Origin of the sequence: Pseudoalteromonas sp. 0802, from assembly GCF_013350085.1 — a bacterium.
GTDB lineage: Bacteria > Pseudomonadota > Gammaproteobacteria > Enterobacterales > Alteromonadaceae > Pseudoalteromonas.
Genome location: NZ_JABVXE010000002.1, coordinates 199,388 through 223,645 on the forward strand (window position 1 = coordinate 199,388; position 24,258 = coordinate 223,645).

General features: G+C 41.1%; 21 protein-coding genes. 4 read left to right on the plus strand and 17 right to left on the minus strand.

All coding sequences use genetic code 11. The annotated features are described in order from the left end of the window. Window positions 1–117 precede the first annotated feature (117 nt). Entirely contained in the window at window positions 118–1,524 is a 1,407-nt protein-coding gene (locus tag HUS61_RS05665; protein WP_175080086.1) for a YfcC family protein, read from the plus strand. 111 nt (window positions 1,525–1,635) lie between these two features. On the opposite strand, the gene HUS61_RS05670 is transcribed toward HUS61_RS05665, so the two are convergent. From HUS61_RS05670 to HUS61_RS05680, 3 genes are all read right to left on the minus strand, one after another. Continuing rightward, window positions 1,636–2,157, minus strand: coding sequence for a YcxB family protein (locus HUS61_RS05670; RefSeq protein WP_175081467.1), 522 nt, complete (start codon window positions 2,155–2,157; stop codon window positions 1,636–1,638). Between the two features lie 129 nt (window positions 2,158–2,286). Further along, window positions 2,287–2,616, minus strand: a complete 330-nt coding sequence (locus tag HUS61_RS05675) for a HigA family addiction module antitoxin (protein ID WP_175081468.1) — start codon at window positions 2,614–2,616, stop codon at window positions 2,287–2,289. 10 nt (window positions 2,617–2,626) lie between these two features. Continuing rightward, on the minus strand, window positions 2,627–2,914 hold the full coding sequence (locus tag HUS61_RS05680; protein ID WP_175081469.1) for a type II toxin-antitoxin system RelE/ParE family toxin: 288 nt from the start codon (window positions 2,912–2,914) through the stop codon (window positions 2,627–2,629). A 504-nt stretch (window positions 2,915–3,418) separates the two neighbouring features. On the opposite strand from HUS61_RS05680, the gene HUS61_RS05685 reads away from it, so the two are divergent. Continuing rightward, window positions 3,419–4,081, plus strand: a complete 663-nt coding sequence (locus HUS61_RS05685) for a hypothetical protein (RefSeq protein ID WP_175081470.1) — start codon at window positions 3,419–3,421, stop codon at window positions 4,079–4,081. 199 nt (window positions 4,082–4,280) lie between these two features. Here the strand turns inward: HUS61_RS05685 and ppiC are convergent, their stop codons facing one another. From ppiC to HUS61_RS05720, 7 genes are all read right to left on the minus strand, one after another. After that, window positions 4,281–4,559 (minus strand): peptidylprolyl isomerase PpiC, encoded by a 279-nt coding sequence (gene ppiC / locus HUS61_RS05690; protein WP_054552145.1) that lies wholly within the window; start codon window positions 4,557–4,559, stop codon window positions 4,281–4,283. 63 nt (window positions 4,560–4,622) lie between these two features. Beyond that, window positions 4,623–5,255 (minus strand): lysoplasmalogenase, encoded by a 633-nt coding sequence (locus HUS61_RS05695; RefSeq protein ID WP_175081471.1) that lies wholly within the window; start codon window positions 5,253–5,255, stop codon window positions 4,623–4,625. A 58-nt stretch (window positions 5,256–5,313) separates the two neighbouring features. Further along, window positions 5,314–5,712 (minus strand): thiol-disulfide oxidoreductase DCC family protein, encoded by a 399-nt coding sequence (locus HUS61_RS05700; protein WP_258535938.1) that lies wholly within the window; start codon window positions 5,710–5,712, stop codon window positions 5,314–5,316. A 2-nt stretch (window positions 5,713–5,714) separates the two neighbouring features. After that, on the minus strand, window positions 5,715–6,737 hold the full coding sequence (locus HUS61_RS05705; protein WP_175080092.1) for a zinc-binding dehydrogenase: 1,023 nt from the start codon (window positions 6,735–6,737) through the stop codon (window positions 5,715–5,717). A 13-nt stretch (window positions 6,738–6,750) separates the two neighbouring features. Further along, on the minus strand, window positions 6,751–8,157 hold the full coding sequence (locus tag HUS61_RS05710) for a TolC family protein (RefSeq protein WP_175081714.1): 1,407 nt from the start codon (window positions 8,155–8,157) through the stop codon (window positions 6,751–6,753). Next, window positions 8,150–11,296 carry an efflux RND transporter permease subunit gene (locus HUS61_RS05715; protein ID WP_175081473.1) on the minus strand — a complete coding sequence of 1,049 codons (3,147 nt, stop codon included), beginning with the start codon at window positions 11,294–11,296 and terminating at the stop codon, window positions 8,150–8,152. Before HUS61_RS05715 ends, HUS61_RS05710 begins: the two co-directional genes overlap by 8 nt. A gap of 6 nt (window positions 11,297–11,302) precedes the next feature. Beyond that, a complete protein-coding gene (locus tag HUS61_RS05720; RefSeq protein WP_175081474.1) occupies window positions 11,303–12,469 on the minus strand; it encodes an efflux RND transporter periplasmic adaptor subunit in 1,167 nt (388 codons plus the stop codon). Window positions 12,470–12,587: 118 nt separating this feature from the next. On the opposite strand from HUS61_RS05720, the gene HUS61_RS05725 reads away from it, so the two are divergent. Continuing rightward, complete coding sequence (locus HUS61_RS05725; RefSeq protein WP_175081475.1) at window positions 12,588–13,532, plus strand: LysR family transcriptional regulator; 945 nt, start codon at window positions 12,588–12,590, stop codon at window positions 13,530–13,532. Between the two features lie 10 nt (window positions 13,533–13,542). On the opposite strand, the gene HUS61_RS05730 is transcribed toward HUS61_RS05725, so the two are convergent. Then, on the minus strand, window positions 13,543–14,574 hold the full coding sequence (locus HUS61_RS05730; RefSeq protein WP_175081476.1) for a GGDEF domain-containing protein: 1,032 nt from the start codon (window positions 14,572–14,574) through the stop codon (window positions 13,543–13,545). Window positions 14,575–14,798: 224 nt separating this feature from the next. Next, window positions 14,799–15,647 carry a DUF6279 family lipoprotein gene (locus HUS61_RS05735; protein WP_175081477.1) on the minus strand — a complete coding sequence of 283 codons (849 nt, stop codon included), beginning with the start codon at window positions 15,645–15,647 and terminating at the stop codon, window positions 14,799–14,801. Between the two features lie 546 nt (window positions 15,648–16,193). On the opposite strand from HUS61_RS05735, the gene HUS61_RS05740 reads away from it, so the two are divergent. After that, window positions 16,194–16,916 carry a tetratricopeptide repeat protein gene (locus HUS61_RS05740; protein WP_175080098.1) on the plus strand — a complete coding sequence of 241 codons (723 nt, stop codon included), beginning with the start codon at window positions 16,194–16,196 and terminating at the stop codon, window positions 16,914–16,916. 19 nt (window positions 16,917–16,935) lie between these two features. Here HUS61_RS05740 and HUS61_RS05745 read toward each other — a convergent pair whose 3' ends face one another. The 5 genes from HUS61_RS05745 to HUS61_RS05765 form a co-directional block, all read right to left on the minus strand. Next, complete coding sequence (locus HUS61_RS05745) at window positions 16,936–18,291, minus strand: coniferyl aldehyde dehydrogenase (protein ID WP_175081715.1); 1,356 nt, start codon at window positions 18,289–18,291, stop codon at window positions 16,936–16,938. A 191-nt stretch (window positions 18,292–18,482) separates the two neighbouring features. Next, window positions 18,483–19,913: an SLC13 family permease gene (locus tag HUS61_RS05750; RefSeq protein ID WP_251604343.1), complete on the minus strand. Its 1,431-nt coding sequence runs from the start codon at window positions 19,911–19,913 to the stop codon at window positions 18,483–18,485. 57 nt (window positions 19,914–19,970) lie between these two features. Continuing rightward, window positions 19,971–20,930 carry a porin gene (locus HUS61_RS05755; protein ID WP_175081478.1) on the minus strand — a complete coding sequence of 320 codons (960 nt, stop codon included), beginning with the start codon at window positions 20,928–20,930 and terminating at the stop codon, window positions 19,971–19,973. A gap of 213 nt (window positions 20,931–21,143) precedes the next feature. Next, window positions 21,144–22,514: a sigma-54 dependent transcriptional regulator gene (locus tag HUS61_RS05760; RefSeq protein ID WP_058584268.1), complete on the minus strand. Its 1,371-nt coding sequence runs from the start codon at window positions 22,512–22,514 to the stop codon at window positions 21,144–21,146. Continuing rightward, the gene (locus tag HUS61_RS05765; protein ID WP_175081479.1) at window positions 22,511–24,250 is read right to left on the minus strand and encodes an ATP-binding protein; all 1,740 of its coding nucleotides are present in this window, start codon (window positions 24,248–24,250) and stop codon (window positions 22,511–22,513) included. Before HUS61_RS05765 ends, HUS61_RS05760 begins: the two co-directional genes overlap by 4 nt. Window positions 24,251–24,258: the final 8 nt, after the last annotated feature.

A 24,258-nucleotide genomic window follows, 5' to 3' on the forward strand; every position in this document is an offset into this window, starting at 1 on the left:
CTTTTTTGTATCTGAATTATTACAATCATTAACAGTGTGGGCATTTTAGAGACAACCTATCAGCTTTTATCATGTTATGATTTCAAGAATTTAACCTAACATAATTACGGAGAATAAATGGGTTTACGTTTTAAAGTTCCACATACCCTGATACTGCTGCTGGGCATGATGGTTGTTGCGCTTATTGCTACCTGGTTAGTACCACAAGGTTTTTTCACTACTACATTAAGTGAATCAGGCCGAGAAATGGTTGTTGCGGGCACCTATCAAACAGTTGCTGAGCGCCATTACTTAACTCCATGGGATTTATTACAAGCCATACCTCGCGCTTTTGCTGCTGCTCAAGATGTTATTTTCTTTGTGTTAATTGTTGGCGGTGTATTAGCTGTTGCACGTGCCACAGGCACTGTTGATGCTCTCATTGGTAGGCTTTTAGAGCGACACGGTAAAAAACCACAACGATTAATCTTTATGGTGGTGTTTTGCTTTGCCTTAGCATCAAGCAGTATTGGTACCGCCGGCGAATATATTCCTTTTGTTATTATTCTTGTAGCGCTTTGTAAGGCAATGCGCCTAGATGCAATGACTGCCGTAGGTATGATAGTTGCAGGTTATGGTATTGGTTATGGGGTTTCGGCATTTAACCCATTTACGGTATTAATCGCGCAACAAATTGCAGGTATTCCTGTTTACTCTGGCCTATGGTTACGTTTAGCTATATTTATTCCATTTGTGCTCATTGGTTTTCATCATGTTTGGCAATACACCAAAAAGGTAGCGAACGATCCGTCTAAATCGATGATGATTGGCGTGCCTTGCCCACTGGAAAATCAAACAGCAACAAGTTACCCAGCACTTGCCCTGCGCCATAAACTAGTTTTAGGCAGCTTTATTATTACCCTTGCAATTGCAGTATGGGGCATCGCAACGAAGGGCTGGTACTTATACGAGCTAGGTGGTGTTTTTATTGCTTGGGGTGTGGTTGTCGCCATTTTAGGCAAACTTTCTGCTGATGAAGCCGCAAACAAATTTATAGAAGGCGTATCTGATCTTGTGACCACCGCAGTGTTAATTGGTGTTGCACGGGGTATCGCACTTATTTTAGAAGACGGCCAAATCCTGCATAGCCTTGTACATGGCATGTCGTTACCGCTTTCTTATGTATCAGCTGAAATATCAGCAATTGGCATGCTGGTTATTCAAACCCTACTGAATACCTTTATTCCTTCAGGTTCAGGGCAAGCTTATGTCACCATGCCACTGATGGCGCCACTAGGTGATTTAGTGGGTGTACCAAGGCAAGTCGCCGTGCTTGCTTATCAATTTGGTGATGGCTTTTCAAATATGATCATTCCTACCAATGCTGTACTTATGGGCATTTTAGGCATGGCTGGTGTGCCTTACGGACATTGGTTTAGATTCTGTTTACCACTGCTAATTAAACTAATGGTCGCAGCATCGGTTGTATTGGTATTAGCTGTAATGTTTGGGTATGGCTTAGATGTGCAGCCCACACTAAATTAAGTTAGTTGAGTGAGCTAATTGGCTCCAAAGTTAATGATGCACGCTAACACCTGTGTGTTAGCGTGGCTCTGTGCATTACATGCCACGAAATATTGTCAGATGAAAAGCTAATTATAAAAACTTCTGTACGAAAGCTTTTAACTCGTCTTTCTCAGCTTCACTAGCAAATGAATTTGCCGGAATGATCAATGCTGACAATTTATCGACAAAGATATAAACGTTACCTATGTGTTCTTCAATTACTTCTACTGCTTCCCACTTATAGAAGCAATGTCCTAGACTATTTATTTCAGTTATTCCGTCAGCTTGAAACTCTAAGCTTTTCTTTCCAATCACTAAACCATTATCATTTGGAATTGATAGTCTTTTGAATTTATTAATGTTGTATAGAAAAACAATAAGTAATATCGAAAAAGGAATTGCTGTGATCAGCGCAGATTGCCAATGAAAATCATTAAAACGAATAGACTTTAATTGGAACACAGACATAAAAGTTACAGCCAATACAAACCAGATGATCATATTCTTAAGAAAACTAGAGCTTGCTTTACTTTTTGCATTACACAGCCTACTCACCGCAAATTTGGAGTACTCTAAGTAATCTTGCTTTGTAATAGTTATGTTTTTAATCATGAATTGAAAATGTCCTTATGATAAAGAGTCCATAAATACAAAGTTCCTTGGTACAAAGCAACTAATTGAAGTGTGAACACTCAACAGCCTAACCTGTAGAGTGGATTAAAAATATACGTTATGAGTTCTTTAAATAATTTGTGATGTACGTAGTGAAGTTTCTTGAGCAGAAAACAAAGGTTTTACAGATTTAGCTTCTTCTTGATAACGATTTCTCGTATCCCATAAATCTACAGAGTGCTGGATATTAAGCCAAAACTCGGGTGTATTCCCTAAGGCAGCAGCCAGTTTAATTGCAAGTGGCGCTGTTAAGCTACCGCCATTGATCAAGTTACTAACCGTATTTCTATGCACACCCATAGCTTCAGCTAAAGTTTTTGATGTAATGTTCATAGGCTCTAAAAACTCTAGCTTCAGCATTTCACCTACACTCACAGGACGACGCTTTGTTATACGCATAACTCTTACCTCAATACTTATGAGGGTCTAAATAGGTGTTTTCTGCTACACCATCAACCCACTTAAAAATCAATCGATACTGTTTGTTCACTCGTATTGAACACCAATCTTTCAAGTTACCTTCAAGATGTTCAAACCGGTTACCTGGTGGTACTCTTAAGTCAGATTCAGCCTTTGCTGCATCTAATATTTCTAGCTTACGATATAAAGCATTCTCAATAACCTTAGGGATTAATCGATGCCGCTTATCCTCTTCATAGAATGCTTCGAGCCACCCATCCTTAAAATTTACAGCCATATCCTTGCACTGTCCTATTGTGCATCAGTATAGAAATAATAGCGCACAGTAACAATGTGCACAACATATACGTTTAAAAAACACTCTGGGCACTTTTCCGTGTATAAACTTATTCGTAGAAAACCATTTTTGGATATAAATGGGTTGGTGCTGAAGGACAGTTCTGTGCCAAAATCAGAACATAAGCCTTACCTTGATTATGCCCCATAACGAGTTTAACACCACGCCGTCAATCGAATGCTCTTGTGCCTTGTTGGCTAAATTTTAGTAGTGACGCACAGTGTCCATTGAATGAGGTTCACTCCAATCTATCGAGCTCAGGATTGCATTGAACCGATACATCATCCTGTTCGCATTGTGCTGAGGCAGTATTTACTTTACTGTATGATTTACGATAATTTTTTGAGTCTTACTAGTGTGTCTGTACATGCTTGACCTTCTACCTTACAAGGTAGCGTACCTTGCAAGATCTCACTAATAAGCTGTTATGCCTAAAGGAAACTCATGCAAGCAATTTATGAATTAGTCCAAGAATCACCAGAGTTCTATACTTGGGCATTTTCAATCTTAACTACTTTGTCATTAGTGTTTGCGTACTTTAATAAGAAAACACACGATAGAGAACTCAAAGAACTTGAACAAAATCTTCGGTTTGATGCTGACCGAAGGTTGAGGATATTTGATTTAAAGGCCACCGAATACAGTCGCTATGTAACTCATCTCGATGAATTTGGTAAAAGAAACCACACTGAACTTTTAGAACGAATGCAACCGATCGTTGATCAGTATATGAGTAGTTATCTCAAAGCTGCTGAAGCAGGAAATAAAGATGGTGAAATTGCAGCTATTACGCTTTTTGGTTCTCAAATCTCATCTGTAACTCAAGATGGTATGAAAGAAGTTATGCAACTTCGCCACGAATCAAACCGAATAAAATTAATAGCCACTCAAGAAATGCTTAGCACTTTAAATGCTCTTGAGTCACTTACCGACCAAGCTATGAAGCATTCAAATGAATTTATGAATAACTTCGTCAAAGTCGTTTCTGGAAACAGGCAAGATTTAGTTGCTAGTTACCAAAAGGGCGCTCTAGCCTTGGGTGTTGAAATCAAAAGCAACACAGATAAATTAATGGAGCAAATGAGGCGTGAAATCGGCGCAATTTAGGGATAACAAACGCATTAAATCGCTCACAAGCTCGCTGGGACAGAAGCACATAGAAATATTAATCTGAAACTCCAATCTATAGGATAAAGTTCTAAAGCGAAAATGTCCAAAAATGAGTTAAAACCTAGCGCTTTAACTCACTGAGATGAAAAGTATAAGACTAACAACATGTCTTACACTATTTAGGCAGGTTTTGGCTTTACGTTCTGTATAGCACTTTAATTACATGCCAACCAAAGCGCGTTTTCACTAAGTGTGGCTCTAAGATTTCGCCGCTGAATGCTACTTTGTCAAACTGTGGCACCATTTGACCGCGTCTGAATTCCCCCAAATCGCCGCCTTTTTTACCCGACGGACAGGTTGAATATTTTTTAGCTAGAGTCTGAAACTTAGCACCCTTTTTGAGTTGCTTGATAATGTCTTCAGCTTGTTCTTTGTGCTTAACAAGGATGTGCAGTGCGTGCGCTGTATTTGCCATGAAAAATCTCGAAAATTAAAACGCGCATATTTTATCACGGCAATCACCACTGAGCCACTGCGGCTATTTATGTTTACTTGTTGCCTGCAAAAATCCTGTCACCAAACAAAATTGCGCAATGTAATACGTTATCATTATTGCGATATCTGCATGCACTATTTCTAAATAAAAACGGTTAAGGCCAAGGATAGAGTCTGATATAACAAACACGGCCCCACCTAACACTAAAAAGCCGTTCGATTTATCCGTCATCCAAGTAAAACTTGCCATTATGGTGAGTACCAACATATAGAAAAGTACCGGAATGAGCATGTCATTCAGGTTTGGATAAAATAAGCAAAAAACAATGATGGCCAAAAATAGATAAAGGAGTACAACGTCTAGCCGCCAGTTTTTAATTGGCAACATGGTAATGATATAAAAAGCGTGGCTTACAAAAAATGCCGCTAAACCGCCTATAAACAGTTGCCCCGTATCAAGGGCTAGCAACACATCACCTAGTGCTGAAAAACTAAGAGCAAATAATAAAGTAATAAAAGTGCGATTTTGTAACTGACTGCGCCCTTTTAGCACCATCACAATCAAAAAGCAGATTGGGGATATTTTAAATAGCGCCATAAAAGGCTGAGGCAATGCTGGCTGTAATAGCAGTAAAGCAATGTAGGCCGAACTAAAGATTAGAAAGAGGATGTTCATATTCTTATTATTGTGAGTTGTTCCCAATAACGAGAATAGCAAGCTTTACTTAAAATGTTTATAAAAAGTGCTGCTTTTGTTCTTCGGTCAGTAACTTACACTGTGTCTGTTTGCCAAAAAACCGATAACGATTACGACCAACCCAATCATACATACGATCGCGAAAACCTTTTGGCAGTAGCTTGAACACCTTAGTTAAAGAGAAAGGAAAACCTAATTGTGTCGCGATAAATAACACAGCGTCACTTTGTTTATATAGCTGGTTTTTATCAATGACTACCATTGAGGATAGTGGATCTTTAACTTTGTAAGCCTTTAATAAACGCTCACCTTTATCGCTTTGCATTGGGCATAACTTAAAGGTTATTTGCTTATCAAAGCGAATAATAAACCGCACACAAAAATGGCACAGATTACACTGACCATCAAACAGTATGACTGGGCAGTGAGTTTGCAAGATTAACCGCTTACCTGCACAACTTGTTTTCCGGTAAAACCACCAGCAAGTTGTTTATTTAAAGCGGCTGAAACAGCTTCTGGGGTAAAATCAACGGCATGAATTTGTGGCAGTTTGATCTCGCCACGGGCTGCATTATCGAGTAATAAGTTACCCATAAAGCTTAGCTTTTGCTGCGCACATAAGCTATTTGCAAGCCACGCTCCGCCTAAGGATACAATGCCAATATTTGGTGCGCGTCTAAACATAAGTTCTTGCTCAAACTTAGGTAATTCATTTAAACAAGCAATACGGCCACAAAAGCGCATTAGCTCAACATTGCGAATGGTGGTATCGCCACCAATACAATCAAGCACCGCATCAAAACCTTGCGGACCTAATTCACGGCGAATTTTATCTTCAAGTTTTGGGTCTTTGTAATCAAACACCACATCAGCACCTAATTGCTTAAGTAACTTATGATTGTGTTTGCTGGCAGTGGTAAACACGGTTGCACCACGTTGCTTAGCAAATTGAATAGCGAATTGGCCAACGCCGCCTGCACCTGCATCAATAAACAGTGAATCCCCTTCGCTTAGCTGTAACTTATCAAGGGCAATTAATGCCGTCATACCTGAACAAGGTAAGGTTGCAGCGTCTGCCGGTGATACGTTATCTGGCACAACCGATACCGCATAGTTTGGTACCGTTGTGTATTCAGATAACACACCTTGGTCACCAAGGCTGGCGTGCCAAACAACACGTGCACCCACACCAGGGAATACACCTTTATTTGCTTGAACAACCACCCCAACAGCATCATGGCCTAATACATGGGGGTAATGCCATTTGCAAAAACCTTGTTTTGCAAAGTTGGCATCACCATGATTTAAGCCCACATATTCAACTTTAATCAAGAGCTCATTGCCTTCAGGGCTCGGTACTGGCACAGACAGCTCAGATAACGCAATCGCGTCATTTGGCTCAAGCAGTGCAAGCGCGCGCATTGTTGACGGAAGATCTGTAGTTTGTTGAATATGTGACATTGAATACTCTGGGTTAAAGGTTGTTTAGTTCAAAGCTCCAACGACCATTAAACGCTTGATAAGCACTTACTTTGGCCTGTAATGAAGCAATTGTTGAATCAACAGCGTTCTCTTGCGCTATTAAAACATCCTGTCTCGCATCTAACAACTCTAAGTAAGGAATTTGTCCTTCTTGATACATTGCTTGAGCTTGACCAAATGCTTTATTCGCATAATTAAAACGCTGATCAGCATAACTTAACTGTTGCTGTTGTTTGACTAGTCTTTGTAAAGTAAGTTCACTATCGCTAATGGCTTTTAATACTTTACTTTGATAGTCACTGTAAGCGGCTTCACTTAAAAACTGCTGTGCATCACGCTGAGCTAATAATGCAGGATAGCTGAGCAATGACCATTCAACTTTTGGTGTTACTTGCCATTGTTGCACAGTATCTTCTAAGTCATTACTGGTTAAGCTCACCACACCTGCAAACCCTGCCAAACTAATATCTGGCAGAAGTGCTTTTGAGGCGGCAACACTTAGCGAATAAGCCTGACTAAACTGATACAAAGCACTGGTGATATCTGGTCTGAGTGCCATTGCTTCACTGGCTTTATTAAACGACACGCTAAATTCGTGGCTTAATAACTCAGGCTCTTCTATCAAGGTTATGTCGCTTGCAAGTCGACCAGTTAGTACCGCAAGGGTTGCGAGGTCACGATATTGCAAATAACTAAGCTCAGGAATAAGCGCTTGTTGCTGCTTTAACTGCGCAAGAGTACGGTTAAGATCAAGCTCATTCGCAACCCCCTCTTCTACTCGCGCTTTGAGCACATCAATACTTTGCTCAAGCGCCTCGATTTGCATCTCAATGATAGCTTGCTTTTGCACATTACCTTGATAGCTCACATAGCCTTGCACTACGGCTGAAACCACTTCAACCTGTAATGCTCTTAGCTGCTCTGCTTGGTTTAATGCACCCGCATTAGCTGCATCCACCAGCGCTGTAATACGACCAAACAAATCAAGCTGCCAATTAACATTAACACCAGCGTTTGATTGGCGCGTAATTGCGCCATCTAAGCTGCTGCGCTCTGCGCCTACGCTTAGGCTGCCCTGCGGATAATAATCCGCGCGGGCTGCACCTAAACGGGCAATGGCTGCATCAAGTTGAAGTTGACTGGTTTTTAGGTCGTGATTCATTGCTAATGCATCAGTCACTAAATTGTTTAACTGCGGCGAATCTAAACGGCGCCACCAATTATTCTCGCTCGCACCTTCGTTTTGTTCACCAATTTGTGTATCGCTAACAAATTGTGTCAGGCTCACTTGCTGCTCTTTCATATCGACGCTTTGTGCGCAGCCTGCCAGTGCTCCGGCTAACAGCATTGCACTAACTAGTTTGCCGTGTTTAAAGATTGCATGAAGAGGCTTATGCATCATGTTGCTCCTTCTGCGATTTTTTAGTTACTAACATATAAAACACCGGGGTGAACAATAAGCCAAACACGGTTACACCAATCATGCCTGAGAATACCGCGTTACCCATGGCATGACGCATCTCTGCACCTGCACCAGTTGCTAAAACAAGGGGTACAACACCTGCTGTAAAGGCAATTGACGTCATTAAAATTGGGCGAAGTCTTAAGCGACACGCTTTAATAATGGCTTCAAGGTGAGACAGCCCCGTTTTATGCTGATCTCGTGCAAATTCAACCATCAAGATGGCGTTTTTGCTTGCCAGTGCAACCAGTACGATTAATGCGATTTGCGTGAAGATGTTGTTGTCATCACCAACAAGCCACACACCTAACAAGGCCGAGAAAATCGTCATAGGCACAATCAAAATAATGGCCAGTGGTAATCTTAAGCTCTCGTATTGCGCAGCAAGTACCATGAACACAAGTAATACAACCAGTGGGAAAACATACACCATGGTATTACCCGCTAATATTTGCTGATACGTTACTTCTGTCCATTCAAACTCGATACCATTTGGTAATGTATCGGCAAGGATTACTTCAATCGCATGCTGTGCTTGGTCTGAGCTATAACCTGGCGCAGGGCTACCATTTAGTTCAGCTGTTGGATAACCGTTATAGTGCATTACACGATCTGGGCCTGTTGTTGGTGTGACAGTTAATACAGAGCCTAATGGCACCATCTCACCCATACGGTTACGTACCTTAAGATTCAAGATTTGATCTGGATCTTGACGGTAATCTGCATCAGCTTGCGCATTGATCTGATAAGTACGACCAAACAAGTTAAAGTCATTCACGTACACAGAACCTAAGTACACTTGTAAGGCATTAAATACTTCATCAAGTGGAATACCTTGAATAAGCGCTTGCTCACGGTCAATGTCGATATCCATTTGTGGTACTTGAATTCTAAAGGTTGAGTATAGGCCCATTAACGCAGGGTCTTGCTGTGCTTTAGCAATGGTTGCTTGTAAGCTATTAAAGAGTGCCTCAAAGCCTTTGTTAGCACGGTCTTCAATTTGTAGTTTAAAGCCACCTGTTGTTCCTAAACCTTGAATTGGTGGTGGTGGGAATACCGCAACAAACGCTTCATCAATAGTCGCAAACCTTTGATTTAACTGAGCCGCAATTGCCATTGCTGACATACTCGGATCTTGGCGTTCTTCAAAAGGGGCAAGTGGAGTAAACATAATGCCGCTATTTGGGCTATTTGTGAAACCATTCACCGATAAACCAGGAAACGATACTGTGTTTGCAACACCCGGTACTTGTAATGCAATTTGTTCCATTTCTTGCACAACTTCTTGGGTTCTGTCTAAGCTTGCCGCATCAGGCAACTGTGCTACAGCCACTAAATATTGCTTATCTTGCTGTGGAATAAAACCACCCGGTACAGCATCAAACAATTTAACTGTGCCACCAACAAGTGCAACATAAGCAACTAATACAATTACACTCATACGAATTAGTTTTTGTACCAGCTTTTCGTAGCCATTAGCGCCTTTATCAAACAAGCGGTTAAAAGGTTTAAACAGCCAATTACCGAATACACGGTTTAATAACTTAGTTAAGCGGTCTGGTTTTGCATCATGACCTTTTAATAGTAACGCCGATAACGCAGGTGATAATGTTAACGAGTTAAACGCTGAGATAACCGTTGAAATAGTAATGGTTAATGCAAATTGCTTATAAAATTGACCAGATAAACCCGTAATAAAAGCCGTAGGAATAAATACCGCACACAGTACAAGTGCAATGGCGATAATCGGCCCTGTTACTTCGGTCATCGCAACTCTTGTTGCTTCAAGTGGTGATAAACCTTGCTCGATATTACGCTCAACGTTTTCAACCACCACGATGGCATCATCAACAACAATACCAATGGCAAGTACCAAGCCGAATAACGATAAGGTATTAATCGATACACCTAACCATTGCATAACCGCAAACGTACCAATCAAAGACACTGGTACTGCAATCAGTGGGATTACCGATGCACGCCATGTCTGTAGAAACACCACGACAACGATTACCACTAACGCGATTGCCTCTAGTAGCGTTTTAATAACAGCATCAATTGAGCCGCGTACGAATACAGTTGGGTCATAAACAATGTCGTATTCAACACCTGCCGGAAAGTCTTTTGATAATACTTTCATGGTTTCACGCACTTGATCAGAAAGCTCTATCGCATTAGAACCAGGGCGTTGGAAAACAGGCATAGCAAGTGCTGGTTGACCATCTAACATCGCTCTTAGTGCATAAGTGTCTTGGCCTAATTCAAGGCGTGCGACATCACTTAAACGTGTAAGCTGACCTTGCTCACCTACTTTGATGATCACATTTTCAAATTCTTCTTTTGAGCTTAAGCGCCCTTTTACATTCATCAGAATTTGAAATTGATTACTTTTCGAAGTTGGTTGTGCACCTAAACTACCCGCAGCAACCTGCTGGTTTTGCGCGCGTAATGCATTTACTACGTCCATGGCTGTTAAGTCACGTGCAGAGAGTGCATCAGGGTTAAGCCAAACACGCATTGAGTACTGACCACCGCCAAACATACGAACATCACCCACACCAGGAAGACGGGCAATATGGTCTTTGATATACAAATCAGCATAGTTCGCTAAGTAAGTTGTATCATGCGTTTTTTCTGGCGAATATAAATGCACCACCATGGTTAAATCTGGTGATGATTTTTCGGCGACAACACCTAAACGCTGAACTTCTTGCGGTAAGCGTGGAAGCGCACTGTTAACACGGTTTTGCACTTGTACTTGCGCACGGTCTAAATCAGTTCCTAATGCAAAGGTAACTGTTAAAGTCATACGGCCATCACTGGTCGCTTGCGAAAACATATACAACATGTTTTCAGTACCATTGATTTCTTGTTCAAGCGGCGTCGCTACCGTTTCGGCAATCACCGTTGGGTTTGCACCCGGGTAACTTGCCGTCACAACAACAGTTGGTGGCACTACCTCTGGGTACTCACTCACTGGCAATTGAAATAACGAGATTGCCCCTGCAATGAGAAAGATAAGCGACAGCATCGCTGCAAAGATGGGTCGCTGGATAAAAAAGTGTGAAAATTTCATTTTGACCTACTGTTTAGCAACCAAATCTGAGTGATTATTTGAAAGAGTGAATGCAATTCCATCGCTATTAATAGTGACTGTGTTTGGTGAAATAGGCATACCAGGACCAACACGCGCCGGGCCATTTACAGCAATCACATCATTTTCGTTTAGACCCGATGTAATCGCTCGTAAGCTGCCGTAACGCTCACCAACATTCACTAATTTATATTCAAGAACATTGCCTTCACCTACGGTAAGTACAAAGCGATTCTTTAAATCAGTACCAATTGCACGTTCTGGCACGATGACTTTTTCGCTCACTTTATTGGCAGCAAGTTTGATACGAGCAAATGAACCTGCACGTAATTGTTGTTCATCGTTTTCAAACACTGCACGTACACGAAGAGTGCCGGTGGTTTCGTTGATTTGGTTATCAATGAAGTTGATTTTGCCATTGTAGTTAAAGCTGGTTTGACCCACTTTTTGCATCACAACAGCTTGTTCACTTTGCGCTGTCACATCAGCAAATGACCGATTCCACGTACGCTCATCAATATCAAAATAAGCATACATTTGCTGGTTTGAAACAATGCTTGTTAATACGCTTTGACCTGCAAGAACATTGTTACCTTTGGTGATATTCGCGCGAGATACAACGCCATCAATTGGCGAACGCACTTGCGTAAATGCTAAATCAAGCTCAGCGGCAGTAAGCTCAGCTTGTAGTGCTAGCAATTGTGCTTCGCGTTGTCTTAGTGTTGATTTACGAGACTCAGCTTGCTCCGTTGAAATCGCTTTTCGCTCTGTTAAGCGATCTGCGCGTTTTGCTTCACTTTTAGCTTGCTCAAGTGCTGCCTTAGCACTTTCGATTTGTGCCTTTAAGCTATCTACTACGGCAGCAAATGGACGAGCATCAAGGGTGAAAAGCAAATCACCTTCTTTAACGCTGTCACCTTCTTTAAAGTTAATTTTATCGATAACACCCGAAACTCGCGGCATAAGTGCAACTTCTTGTGGCGCTTCTAAGCGCGTTGTATAGGTGTGCCAATTTTGTACTGGCTTAACAAGCACTTGTGCTACATCGATTGGTTGTAAATGTTGTTGCTGCGCTGCTTGATTGGCTTCTGTGCCACATCCTGCAAGCGTTAAGCTCGCAATGGTCACTGCCACTGCAAGAATAGATTTGTTCATCACGACTCTCCTGTTAATAGATTGGAGACAATGTTACGGAACTAATTAGCGGATAAAAATAATGGATTTTTAAATTCATTAATGCCAAAATGGCACCAATAAAGTTTAAGGAACTGCTATGGATACCACCAGCCGCTTATTAATGTTGCTTGAAGTGATTGAACGAGGCTCATTTGCCAAGGCCGCAGAGTCTAGAAATATAGACCGCTCAGTCATTTCAAAACAAATTAGCCGTCTTGAAGATGAATTAGGAGTGCGTTTACTTAATCGAACTACGCGCTCTTTTTCGTTGACTGCCGCTGGCGCTGAAATGGTAAAAAAAGCATCTGAACTCAGAGATTTGCTATCAGATACCGTAAGACTTGCAGAGAATTACCACCAAGAACCCCGTGGTACGTTAAAAATTACCTCATCAAGTATTATCGGTAAGCGTTATATTCAGCCAGTCATTAACGACTTTCAAAAACGTTTTCCGCAAGTTGAAGTAGAGCTTCGTTTAGACGACAGACTAATTGATTTAGTATCAGAGGGCTATGATTTAGCTTTTCGTGTTGGAGAGCCAAAAGACTCATCATTTATTGCCCGTAAAATAGCCCGCAACCGCATGTTACTTTTAGCCTCACCTGAGTTCATCGAAACTTACGGTATGCCAAAGCAAGTTGAAGACTTAAAAGATCTACCTGCAGCTAGCTATTCAAGCCCAAGTAAACGCATTGGCGGTATTCGTTATCGTAATGCTGATGGCGATATTATTGAGCAAAATATCAAAAGCGTCTTTCGTGCGAACGATGCCGAAGTACTCTTAATGAAGGCTATTTCAGGCAATGCTTATGTGCTAGCACCGGCATTTATTCTTGACGATGAAGTTAAACGTGGCGATCTCGTGCCTATTTTAACCGATATTGAATTACTCGATTACAGCGCAGTGTATGCGGTTTACCCACACAGAGACTTACCAGTAAGAACACGTTTATTCTTTGATGCCATGCGTGAATACATAGGCAAAGATATTCCAGTATGGGAAGCAAACATTCCTGACTTTGATACTATGTACAAAGGTTAACTTTAAAGCACTAACTCGCTTTATTTTGTTGGCTTAATTCATACGCCGTTACTACTCTATTTCGGCCTTGCTGTTTTGCTTGGTATAGCGCATCGTCAGCACGTTTAATAAAGTTTTTCAGGGTTTGATTTGGCATGTAGCAAGCAACACCAATACTAATGGTCAAATTAATGGCTTGCTCATCAATGTTGTGGATGGTTGTTGCTAAGTGCTCGCGCAGCATATCTGCAAATTCATAGGCACTTTGCGGGTCGCTGTCAGGTAAGAAGATAGCAAACTCCTCACCGCCGATACGAAATACGTAGCCTTTACTAATGCGTTGCCTAAAGAAACTGGTGACTTCAATGAGAATGCGGTCGCCCACATCGTGGCCATACTGATCATTAATATTCTTAAAGTAATCAAGGTCGAGCATTAAAATAAACAAGCCGTTTTTGTTTTTTAGTTCAACTTCAAAATAATGGGTCATCGCCAAGCGGTTACCTGCCCCGGTTAAAGGATCAAGTAAGGCTAAGTTTTCGAGCCGCTTACCATATTCTGCACGGCTATTCTCAAAAGTATGCGATACCGCCCAGATACTGATGTAGGTAAACGAAAAATTAAGTAAAAAGTTAACACTATTGAGAGGTTCAAGACTTGATTTGGTTAATAGAATAACACCTTGTAGCACAGCCACTATCAGCGACAAAACTTTGCCGTATTGTTTACCTAATAACAGATAAAACAGGACCGGTAGTGAGCAAGTCCAAATAAACAACAAACTTTTAATGTCGCTGAGATACGTGCCTAACGTGATGAGTAGCGATAAGAAAACGCACAATGTGAGTGATTGCCAAAGATGACCATTGCGTCTTCGAGTATAAAAAAAGATATAAAAACAAAACGATGCAAAAACGACTTCTAATGCCCCAAGAACAAAAAAGTCATTAATAAAAAGATTAAAACCAGCGAATATTCCTGCCAATACACCCAAACAAAAGCCCATCCATTTAAGAACGTTATTTCGTAAAGCTTGAGTGCCTCTTAGCGCCCCAATATCCATCAGGTTTCTCGTTATTGTTGTCGTTGCTTAATTTTAACGCGAAACAACAAATTTAGGAACAAGTTATTAAGTAAACTTGCATAGAAATGCAAACGTTTACATAAACGCCAGAAAAACTAATACTTTTTAACTTTTATTTTCAAATGAGAAAATGTGCTATAAGGTACAAGATGCTAACAAGCAGCGATTTTACTGCGCGTCCAAGCACAACGAGCACCTAGCAGCTAATCATTAATCAAGTCACTGACCTCTTCAATTAACTCATCAAACTCATCGCGTACGTTACGACGCTGTTTATCGGTTAATGTAGGTTTTAGCTCCAATAGTAAGTTAACGTAGTTATCGAGATTTTTATCATCGGCGGCAACTAACTCATCGCTCATAAATGCAAAACGGTCATTAATGATAACAGCGAGTTGACTATCAAAATCTGCTGGTTTTTGCTTTTGCATAAATAGCGCTTTTAATGCATCTAAACGCTTTTGCTTGTACTGCATCCACAGTAAAAATGTACTGACTCGCGTATTTGATGAGTTCTCTATCAGTGTTTGTTGCTGTGCAGATAGCTTGGTACCGAACCACTCTTTATAGTTTTCAAGGTTTTCTTCTAAACGTTCTTTTCTATGTTGCTCTGGCGTTTTCTCTTCGTGCTCTTGGTATTCATCGTTAATGTTTTCTTGCAGTGCTGCAACAAACTCAACACGCTGTTCATAAGAAAGAGCGTTTGCTAAATCGATAAGTTCAGGCTCGATTTTATCAACCAGCGTTTGCCAATGCTGCTTTGCTTGTACAAAGTGTGCTTTAAGTTCGTTATGGTCAACTTGCTTATCTAACATGGCCTTTAAACTTTCAAGATCACGTTTGTATAAAGGAAGTTGTGTTTCTCGATGCCAATCGCGGCTGGTTTTGACGATATGCTTAAATTTATCAGCTTGGTCACTGTTGAGGTCAACATAATCATCAATCCAAAACCCTGATAACCAACCTAAGTTATTGTAAGTGAAGCTAGGAGAACACCCCGCTACTGTAAACAATAAACTAAATACGATTAGATACTTTGATAGCTTTTTCATTGTAGTTTTTTCAAATCCTGTTTCAAAACAAATTAAACATACCACCGAGAACAAATATTCAGCAATAGCAATTAAATGAAATTAATTATCATTTAAGTATTGACGAACAGTTAAACCTAAGTAATAATCGTTATCAACAACTTGGTTCGCTAAACTATTCTCACAGCAACATCATACTGTTAAAGGCTTTGATGCTGTTTTGCCAAGTTAGTTCAAGACGTAACTCTTGATTGTCGTCTGTTTCCTCGACCCAAACATAGACATAAAACGTTACACTTTACTTGCTACATTGCTCATATCGGTGACGGTAGATATGACACGAAAAAGCCCGCTACGGGCTTTTTTTATTTCTTTAATTTTTCTGTAAAATCTGTATCTTAAGCCTACTTGTTAATTGCAAAGCTTGCCGCTGTCTATAAATTGGGCATTTGCAGCTGTTAGGGCTAAACTAAAAGTGATGTTTTGCTCAGTGGCTGTTTGGCAATGCATTTTATCAATAGCTCAATGCTTTGCTGTTGATACCTAACACACATTTGGAGGCAGACTATGATCAAGCCTAATTTTAAAACACTATTGCTCGCTAGCACGTTAATCTTGTCACCTTTAGCAAATGCCAGTCTTGAAGATGCCCAATTAGCGGCGAATGAAGGTCGTTTTGAAGAAGCACTTCATGAATTTAATTACCTTGCAGACAGAGGTTATGCCCCTGCAATGTATGAGCTTGCTAAAATGTACGAAGGTGGCTTTGGTGTACAACGCAACTACCAAAAAGCGGCAGAGTTGTACGAAAAGGCAGTTAAAAAAGTACATGCTGATTCAATGTTTGCATTGGGTGTGCTTTATCAAGAAGGTAAAGGTGTCAAACTTGATAAAGAAAAAGCAATTTCATTATATGAAATGGCATCACAAAAAAATCACCCAGCAGCGCAGTTTAATTTAGGGGTTATGTACGCCAATGGCGAAGGGGTAATTCAAGATTACCGTACAGCGCTTAGCTGGTACCAAAAAGCGGCAGCAAATAACTTTACTCTTGCTCAGTTTAATATGGCATTGATGTATTACGAGGGTTTAGGAGTTCCTAAGAACCTCGAGAAATCATACATTTGGAATACCATTGCGGAATACAACGGGAACATGGATGCAAGCCATAGTCGTAAGCTTGATGAGCGTAATATGATGCCAGCAGAAATTGAAGCAGCGAAAGAAAAAGCAGACGCGATTTATGCAAAAATTCAGGCTGGTTTATACGCACCTGATGGGCGTTTATAAATACGCATAGTACTTGCGCTTAACGGCGCAAGTACATCCATTTTAATAATTTGATCAGCAACTTATTTTGCTTTAGCAACAAGCCGGTACGTGGATTAAACTTACCTGATACTAAGGTATTTCTTGCATGGCTAAAGGTTTTAAAGCCCTCAATACCATGATAGTGCCCCATCCCTGACTCACCAATACCACCAAATGGTAGTTGATCTGCTGTTACCTGCATTAGTACATCGTTAATTGCCAATGTTCCACTTCTGATTGATGAACTTAACTTGCTGATTTTCTCTTTATCATGGCCGAAAAGATACAAGGCAAGAGGTGATGAGTCGGCGTTGATAGTGTCAATCACCTGTTGCAGTGATTCATAACTCATAATTGGCAGTAAAGGGCCAAAGATCTCTTCTTGCATTACCCGCATATCATCATTAACTTGCGTTAAAATATGCAAACCCATGCGATGTTTGAGTTCATCAACTTGATGCCCTTCTATTGGCTCGAATACTTGAGCCCCTTTGTCTTTTGCATCATTAAGTGTCGCAATTAAGCGTTGATATTGCCTATCAGAGACAATCGAGGTGAGGTTCTTACCTTCAACACCTTGTTTAAAGTGCTTTTTATACAGCTCACTGAGTTGCAGAACTAACTGATGCTCAAGCTTTTGGGGCACAAACACATAATCAGGCGCAACACATATTTGCCCTGCGTTGTTTAACTTGCCAAATAACAGAGTTTTTGCAGCCTCTTTGATATTCATATCGTCAAGAATCACAACCGGTGATTTACCGCCTAACTCAAGGGTCACTGGGGTGAGGTTTTTACTGGCCGCTTGCATCACTTTACGCCCTACTGAAGTTGAGCCAGTAAATAGTAAATGAGCAAAAGGTAAATCACAAAAAGAGGCGGCAGTGTCGGCTTCGCCTTCAACAATAATGCAGTGCTCAGCAACGTCACTGTCCATTATTTGCTTAATAACAGCATTAGTATGTGGGGTAAATTCGCTTAGTTTTAACATCACGCGATTACCCGCTGCTAATGCGCTAAGAGCCGGTACTAATGCTAATTGAATGGGGTAATTCCACGGCGCGATAACACCCACGACCCCTTTAGGTTGGTAATGAATGTGTGCCGATGAAGGCCATAAACTGATACCCACACTGCGTGATTCGTTTCGTGACCATTTAGGTAAGCGCTTTATGGTGTCGGTTAATGATTTTACCGTTGGCAGTAAATCACCGAGTACCGTATCGAACTCGGTACGGTAACCAAAGTCTTTACTTGTTGCTGCAACTAAGGCTTGCTCATTTTCAATTAGGCGGGATTTAATCGTTTTTAAAAGCTTTATACGCTTATCAATAGCTAAATAAGGCTCGGCCATAAAAGCATCGTTGAGTTTTATAAATTCACTCTGTAATTGTGCGTGTATATCAGTCAAAACATCATCTCTTGATAAACGATTTTAGCCACTATAACTAGCTATATTTATCTGAGCAACTTAATAAATGTAAAAACAGCGCTCATAGTGAGCGCTGTTATTGGTTGGAATAGGTTGAAAACTTAAAGGCTTAACTAAAAACCAAATACCACTGCGGCAATAGTCATCGTAACTACCGTGATCATCGCAATAGCAATTATGTTCAGTGCAAAGCCAGAGCGGATCATATCGCGCATTTGGATTTGCCCAGAGCCGAACACTATCGCATTAGGCGGTGTCGCAACTGGCATCATGAACGCACAGCTACACGCAATAGCCGCAGGAATTACCCATACCAGCGGTGTACCAAATACTGACTCAGCAACAGGGCCTAATAGTGGTAAGAAACCTGCCGCTGTAGCTGTGTTACTAGTGATCTCAGTTAAGAAAGTGATTAAGGTTGCCACTGCTAGAACACTTAATACCAATGGAATTGCACTCGCCCCTTCAATCATGTGAGCAATGTATTCAGCAAGACCAGATGATTTAATTTGCGCAGCCAGTGTTAAGCCACCACCGAATAGTAGTAACACGCCCCACGGTACTTTAGCTGCACTTTCCCAATCAAGAATACGCTCACCATCACCTTTGTTTGCTGGTAACACGAACAATAATAATGCTGCAGCAATAGCAATACCCGTATCAGAGATTTTTAAGCCTGAAAAATCAGCCAGTAGAGGTCTGAAGATCCAGCATACTGCCGCTAAAACAAACACGGCTGCTACGCCTTTTTCAGCGCGCTGCATTGCACCAAGCTCTTGTAACTGCGATAAGAATAACGATTTAGTATCTTTACTTGCTGCTTTGGCACAATCGGTATCTACTTTATAAGCAAACTTAGTTAACCAAACCCAACATAAAGCCAGCATAACAGTTGCAAGTGGTACACCTACTTTCATCCACTCAGCAAAGCCAATATCAATTTTGTAGCTGTCTGATAAATACGCAGCCATAAGTGCATTAGGTGGGGTACCAATTAAAGTAGCAATACCACCGATACTTGCACCATAAGCGATTGATAATAACAACGCTTTACCAAATTGATCATTTTCAGGGTTAGACTGTTTAACCAACATAGTAATCGACATAGCAATTGGTAGCATCATCACAGCAGTTGCTGTATTTGACATCCACATTGATAAAAATGCCGTTACTAACATCATGGCTAAAATTTGTAGGCTTGGCTTAGTACCAGCACGAAGCATGGTATTAAGAGCAATACGCTTATGTAAACCCCAACGCTCCATCGCGATTGAGATCAAAAAGCCGCCTAAGAATAAAAAGATCAAAGGGTGTGCATAAGGTGACGCGACCCCTTTGATTGCTGCAATGCCAGCAAGAGGTGATATAACCAGTGGCAATAATGAAGTAGCAGGAATTGGCACAACTTCGCTTACCCACCAAGAAGCCATCCAAAATGCAAGGCCTGCGGTACGTAGTGCTGATACACTCATACCCGCTGGTGGATCGATTAAGCAAGTTAATAACATTACTAATGGGCCCAGCAGTAGCATTACTGTGCTCATTAATGGGCGTGGCTGTGAGCCATCTTTTGTTTGATTTACTAATGACATACCGACTCCTTAGAACTTGTATTTAAGGCCAATTGCAACGCTGTTATCTGATTCAAGTTCTAAATCTAAATCAGTATAGAATAAGTATGCTGTGGTTTGTTTATCAAAAACATAGTCAACACCTGCTGTCCATTGTTTACCTTCTTCAGCATGGCGAATCTTTGAGTCATCTTTAACGTATTGCAGTTTCGGTACCCATTTATCGATTGCGTAGCTTGCACTAATTGCATAGCCATTGCCTTCTTTCGTACCGTCGGTAGATTCACTGCGTTGGAATAAACCTGCTAACTGTAGGTTTTCATGTTTCCATGCGGCAACCACACGGCTTGCTGTTAACTTATTTAGTGCATCAACATGGCTGATAGCGACATAGTAGTCTTTAGATTTTAATGCACGGTCACCATAAATAACCGTTGCAGCATAACCAGATTCATCATTGCTGCTATCATCTTTTGGTGCATAAGTTAGCGCAAGTGATGCGCCACCATACGTTTTTGAGCTGTAAGTAATGGTATCGCCGATACGGTCTTGACCGGGGATCAGCTGAGCGATATCAGCTTGGGTTTCGTTAAAACCGTCTACTTTACCTTCAGAATATTTAAAACGGGTGTCGTTACGACCGACAACCACTTCACCAAAATCGCCTGCAAGGCCTAAGTAAGTATTACGAGCTGAAAATGGCTCGCTGGTATCGTCATGTTCAAAGCCTTTTACTTGAACTTCGTATTTGAATACTGCTTTTAGCGACTCAGTTAGTTTGTGGCTACCTTTAATACCAATACGAGAAAAAGGTGCTTCGATTTGCGTACCTTCATCTGCATAGCGCATAACGCCTGTATCTGTGTTTGCTATTTGAACTTCTGCTTTACCGTATACCGCGTAGTCTGCTGCCATTGCTGAGCCAGCTGTGCTCGCTAAAATCACAGCCGCTGCTACGCGTGTTTTTGTATGAGTGAATATTGTTGTCATTATGCGCCCCTTATTAGGTTCAAATTGTTGTTCCTAACTATTAAGGCAAGTTGGTTGCCAACTTAGTTAATTTTAAAAAAGCTGTTAAATAACAGCAAATTAACTCTATTGACGTAAAAGAGGCTGTTTTTTATGGGTGGATATCCACACATTTTTAAAAATGTGCTGTCACCAGTTCCACCCATTGTGAAGAGTTTAATGTGAGAGGGTTGCTTAGTCTTTGAACATTTCGCGATTAATACCGTACTTGGTCATCTTGTCGTAAAGGGTTTTACGAGCAATTTGTAATGTAGCCATAGTCTCTTTTATGCTGCCATTGTTACGCTCGAGCGCTTCTTCGATAAGTGATTGCTCATAAAAACTAATTTTCTCGGCAAGGCTTAAGTCTTGAGCAAGTTCGTTGTCACTGTTTGCATCGCTGTACGAGGCAAAGGCCAGATCAGAGCCTAGCAATACCGCACGTTCGGCCTGATTTCTAAGCTCTCGCACATTACCCGGCCAATCGTAGGCAAGAAGTCGCTGCTTTGCTTCACTACTGAGTGGTGCAGGTGGTTTATGAAAACGTGTCGCCGCTATCGAGCTAAAATGTTTAAACAACAGTGGAATATCAGCCTTTCTGTCTCGTAATGCCGGAATACTCACTTTAACTAAGTTTAAGCGGTAATATAAATCGGCTCTAAACTCCCCTGCTTCGACCAGTGTCATTAAGTCTACTTTGGTCGCTGCAACTATACGCACGTCTAAATCAATGGCGTGGTTATCACCTACAGGCGTTACTTTACGCTCTTCAAGCACCCTTAATAACTTTACTTGTAAACTTGCAGGCGTTGACTCTATCTCATCTAAAAAGACAGTACCGCCTTTAGCAAATTCAAACTTACCTTGGCGAGATTGCGTAGCACCTGTATATGCGCCACTGGCTGCACCAAATAGCTCACTTTCAATCAGTTGCTCGGGGATTGCGCCGCAGTTTATGGCAACAAAGTTAGCCGCTGATCTGTTACTTTGATCATGTAAGTAACGGGCAACTAATTCTTTACCAGTTCCAGTTTCACCTTCTATTAAAACATCAGCGGGAGTATCGATAACTGCATTGAGTAAATGCATCATTTGTTGCATTTGCTCAGTTTCACCTAAAATTCGCACACCCGGCGCAGAGGTTTTCTCTACTGCGATTTTTAAGGCGCGGTTTTCCATCACTAAAGCACGTTTTTCTGAAGCGCGCGCGATACAATCTAGCAATTGCTCTGTTAATGGTTTTTCGAATAAATCATAAGCGCCAAGCTGCATGGCTTTAACGGCAACAGATACATCGGCAAAGCCAGTCAGGAAAATAACCGGAAGTTCACTATCAAAGGCTTTCACTTGTTCTAAAAATGCCAAACCGTCCATTTTTGGCATGTTTATGTCACTTAAAACGATCCCTTCAAAACGACGACTCAATTTTGAAAGTGCCGCCGTTGGCTCACTAAAACACTGAACTTGATAACCTTCAATCTCAAGGAGTTGCTTTAATGAATCGCGGATCACCGCTTCGTCATCAATAACGATTACCTGATTACAGGTCGCTGCAACTACACTCATGATGGTTCCTTATTTGTTTGTAAGGTTATTATAAATTGTGCGCCGCCTTCAGGGCGGTTATGCGCCGATAATCGACCGTTAAATGAGTCGATAATTTGCCGTGAAATAGATAAACCTAAACCCAAACCGTTACTTGTTTTAGTACTGTAAAATGGCTCAAAGATATTACCCAATGCATGTTGATCAATACCTGGGCCTGTATCAAGAATAGAGAGTTTTACGCGGTCATCAAATAGTTCGAGGTCAAAACTCAATTCACGCTTTTCAGATTCACTCATAGCTTGGCTGGCATTGGTGATCACGTTGACCAATACTTGTTCAAACTTAACGCTATCGACCCACACCGTTATGTTTGCATCAATATCAGCAGCTTTTACCTCGATATCATCTTGCTTTAACTGGGCGCTGGCGATCATTAACGCATTTTTTAACATGCTCGCTAAGCTTTGCTGCCTAAGTTGGGTTTGTGCGGGTTTACTAAAATGCTTAAGCTGAGCGACAATTTTGTGAACACGCTCTATTAGAGATTGCACCAGCACTAAATTTTCGCTGGCTTGCTCAATATTGCCTTTAATAAGCAGCCTCTTTGCACTTACTAAATAAGTGTTCATGGCACTTAAGGGCTGATTGATTTCATGGTTAATGCCCGCACTTAATTGACCTATCGTTGCAAGCTTAGCTGTTTGGATCAGTGCTTTTTGCGCTTTTTCGAGCGCTTGGGTTCGTTCAATTACTTCTTGCTCAAGGCTATGTCGTGAAAACAAAAGCTTTTTGTAGCCCGCAAAGCGCACCATCGCCATATGAATAAGCACAACAGCAATAGCATAAAAAACACTAAACCAAAGCAGCCGAGGTATTTGCGCAAGCTCCACATTAGTTACATCCACCAGCACACTGGCTTTGGCGTTTATAATGTCTATTGTTTCTGTGGCACTAATAAAGCGCGCTTGCTTGCCATTAAGCTGAATATTTTGCTGTGCGGTTTGTTCACTTAAAGACTTATGATTATGATTAAGTAAACTCGGTTTATGAGACAAGTAGCGGCGCGACTTAACCAAAGCAGCCATTTGTTCGTCGTTAAGCGATTCAAGTGACTTTAATCGCCAGTCCTCAACGTCTGACATCACAATAACGCTATCTTCTAATGCGATATAGAAGTGGGTGCTGTCTGATGCATTAAGTAGCTGGCGGTCTTGTTCAAACTTTTTCGCATTCACTTTTAAGGTAACAACGGCAATAACTTTACCTTTATCAATAACCGGCTCTGAAAAGTAAATGCCCCGCTCACTTGAGCGCATACCTAAAGCAAAATAAGCTACTTTTTCACCCTGCTTGGCTAAATAAAAATAAGGCCGAAAAGCAAAATTACTGCCCAAAAAGGTGTAATCAACCTGCCAGTTACTACTTGCCACGACCGAGCCTGTTAAATCCATTAAATAGACATCTGATGCACCACTGGCACGTTGAATATCTTCTAAATAATAATTAACAGCCTGCTCGCCTATACCTTGCTTAACCACAAAAGATTTAACTAAATCATTGGCACTGACTAAGGTCGGAATTGTTTTAAATCGTGCTAATTCGCTTGAAAAATAACGACTTAACTGAGTAGCTTGAACACGGCTTTGTTGCTCTGCTTGTTGATAGTCGTGAGCGCGTCCAACGTAAAAAACTAATACAAGCAACAATAAAAGCATTGCACCTGCAATAACTAACTTTTTACTTAATGACGACATTCAAACCT

Excerpts from the sequence above, each read along its gene's own strand:
- HUS61_RS05750 (WP_251604343.1), bottom strand. The coding sequence starts at position 19,913 with ATGAGCACAGTAATGCTACTGCTGGGCCCATTAGTAATGTTATTAACT.
- HUS61_RS05665 (WP_175080086.1), top strand. The coding sequence starts at position 118 with ATGGGTTTACGTTTTAAAGTTCCACATACCCTGATACTGCTGCTGGGC.
- HUS61_RS05705 (WP_175080092.1), bottom strand. The coding sequence starts at position 6,737 with ATGTCACATATTCAACAAACTACAGATCTTCCGTCAACAATGCGCGCG.
- HUS61_RS05680 (WP_175081469.1), bottom strand. The coding sequence starts at position 2,914 with ATGGCTGTAAATTTTAAGGATGGGTGGCTCGAAGCATTCTATGAAGAG.
- HUS61_RS05695 (WP_175081471.1), bottom strand. The coding sequence starts at position 5,255 with ATGAACATCCTCTTTCTAATCTTTAGTTCGGCCTACATTGCTTTACTG.
- HUS61_RS05735 (WP_175081477.1), bottom strand. The coding sequence starts at position 15,647 with ATGAAAAAGCTATCAAAGTATCTAATCGTATTTAGTTTATTGTTTACA.
- HUS61_RS05710 (WP_175081714.1), bottom strand. The coding sequence starts at position 8,157 with ATGCATAAGCCTCTTCATGCAATCTTTAAACACGGCAAACTAGTTAGT.
- HUS61_RS05740 (WP_175080098.1), top strand. The coding sequence starts at position 16,194 with ATGATCAAGCCTAATTTTAAAACACTATTGCTCGCTAGCACGTTAATC.
- HUS61_RS05755 (WP_175081478.1), bottom strand. The coding sequence starts at position 20,930 with ATGACAACAATATTCACTCATACAAAAACACGCGTAGCAGCGGCTGTG.
- HUS61_RS05670 (WP_175081467.1), bottom strand. The coding sequence starts at position 2,157 with ATGATTAAAAACATAACTATTACAAAGCAAGATTACTTAGAGTACTCC.
- ppiC (WP_054552145.1), bottom strand. The coding sequence starts at position 4,559 with ATGGCAAATACAGCGCACGCACTGCACATCCTTGTTAAGCACAAAGAA.
- HUS61_RS05685 (WP_175081470.1), top strand. The coding sequence starts at position 3,419 with ATGCAAGCAATTTATGAATTAGTCCAAGAATCACCAGAGTTCTATACT.
- HUS61_RS05730 (WP_175081476.1), bottom strand. The coding sequence starts at position 14,574 with ATGGATATTGGGGCGCTAAGAGGCACTCAAGCTTTACGAAATAACGTT.
- HUS61_RS05725 (WP_175081475.1), top strand. The coding sequence starts at position 12,588 with ATGGATACCACCAGCCGCTTATTAATGTTGCTTGAAGTGATTGAACGA.
- HUS61_RS05720 (WP_175081474.1), bottom strand. The coding sequence starts at position 12,469 with ATGAACAAATCTATTCTTGCAGTGGCAGTGACCATTGCGAGCTTAACG.
- HUS61_RS05675 (WP_175081468.1), bottom strand. The coding sequence starts at position 2,616 with ATGCGTATAACAAAGCGTCGTCCTGTGAGTGTAGGTGAAATGCTGAAG.
- HUS61_RS05760 (WP_058584268.1), bottom strand. The coding sequence starts at position 22,514 with ATGAGTGTAGTTGCAGCGACCTGTAATCAGGTAATCGTTATTGATGAC.
- HUS61_RS05765 (WP_175081479.1), bottom strand. The coding sequence starts at position 24,250 with ATGTCGTCATTAAGTAAAAAGTTAGTTATTGCAGGTGCAATGCTTTTA.
- HUS61_RS05715 (WP_175081473.1), bottom strand. The coding sequence starts at position 11,296 with ATGAAATTTTCACACTTTTTTATCCAGCGACCCATCTTTGCAGCGATG.
- HUS61_RS05745 (WP_175081715.1), bottom strand. The coding sequence starts at position 18,291 with ATGGCCGAGCCTTATTTAGCTATTGATAAGCGTATAAAGCTTTTAAAA.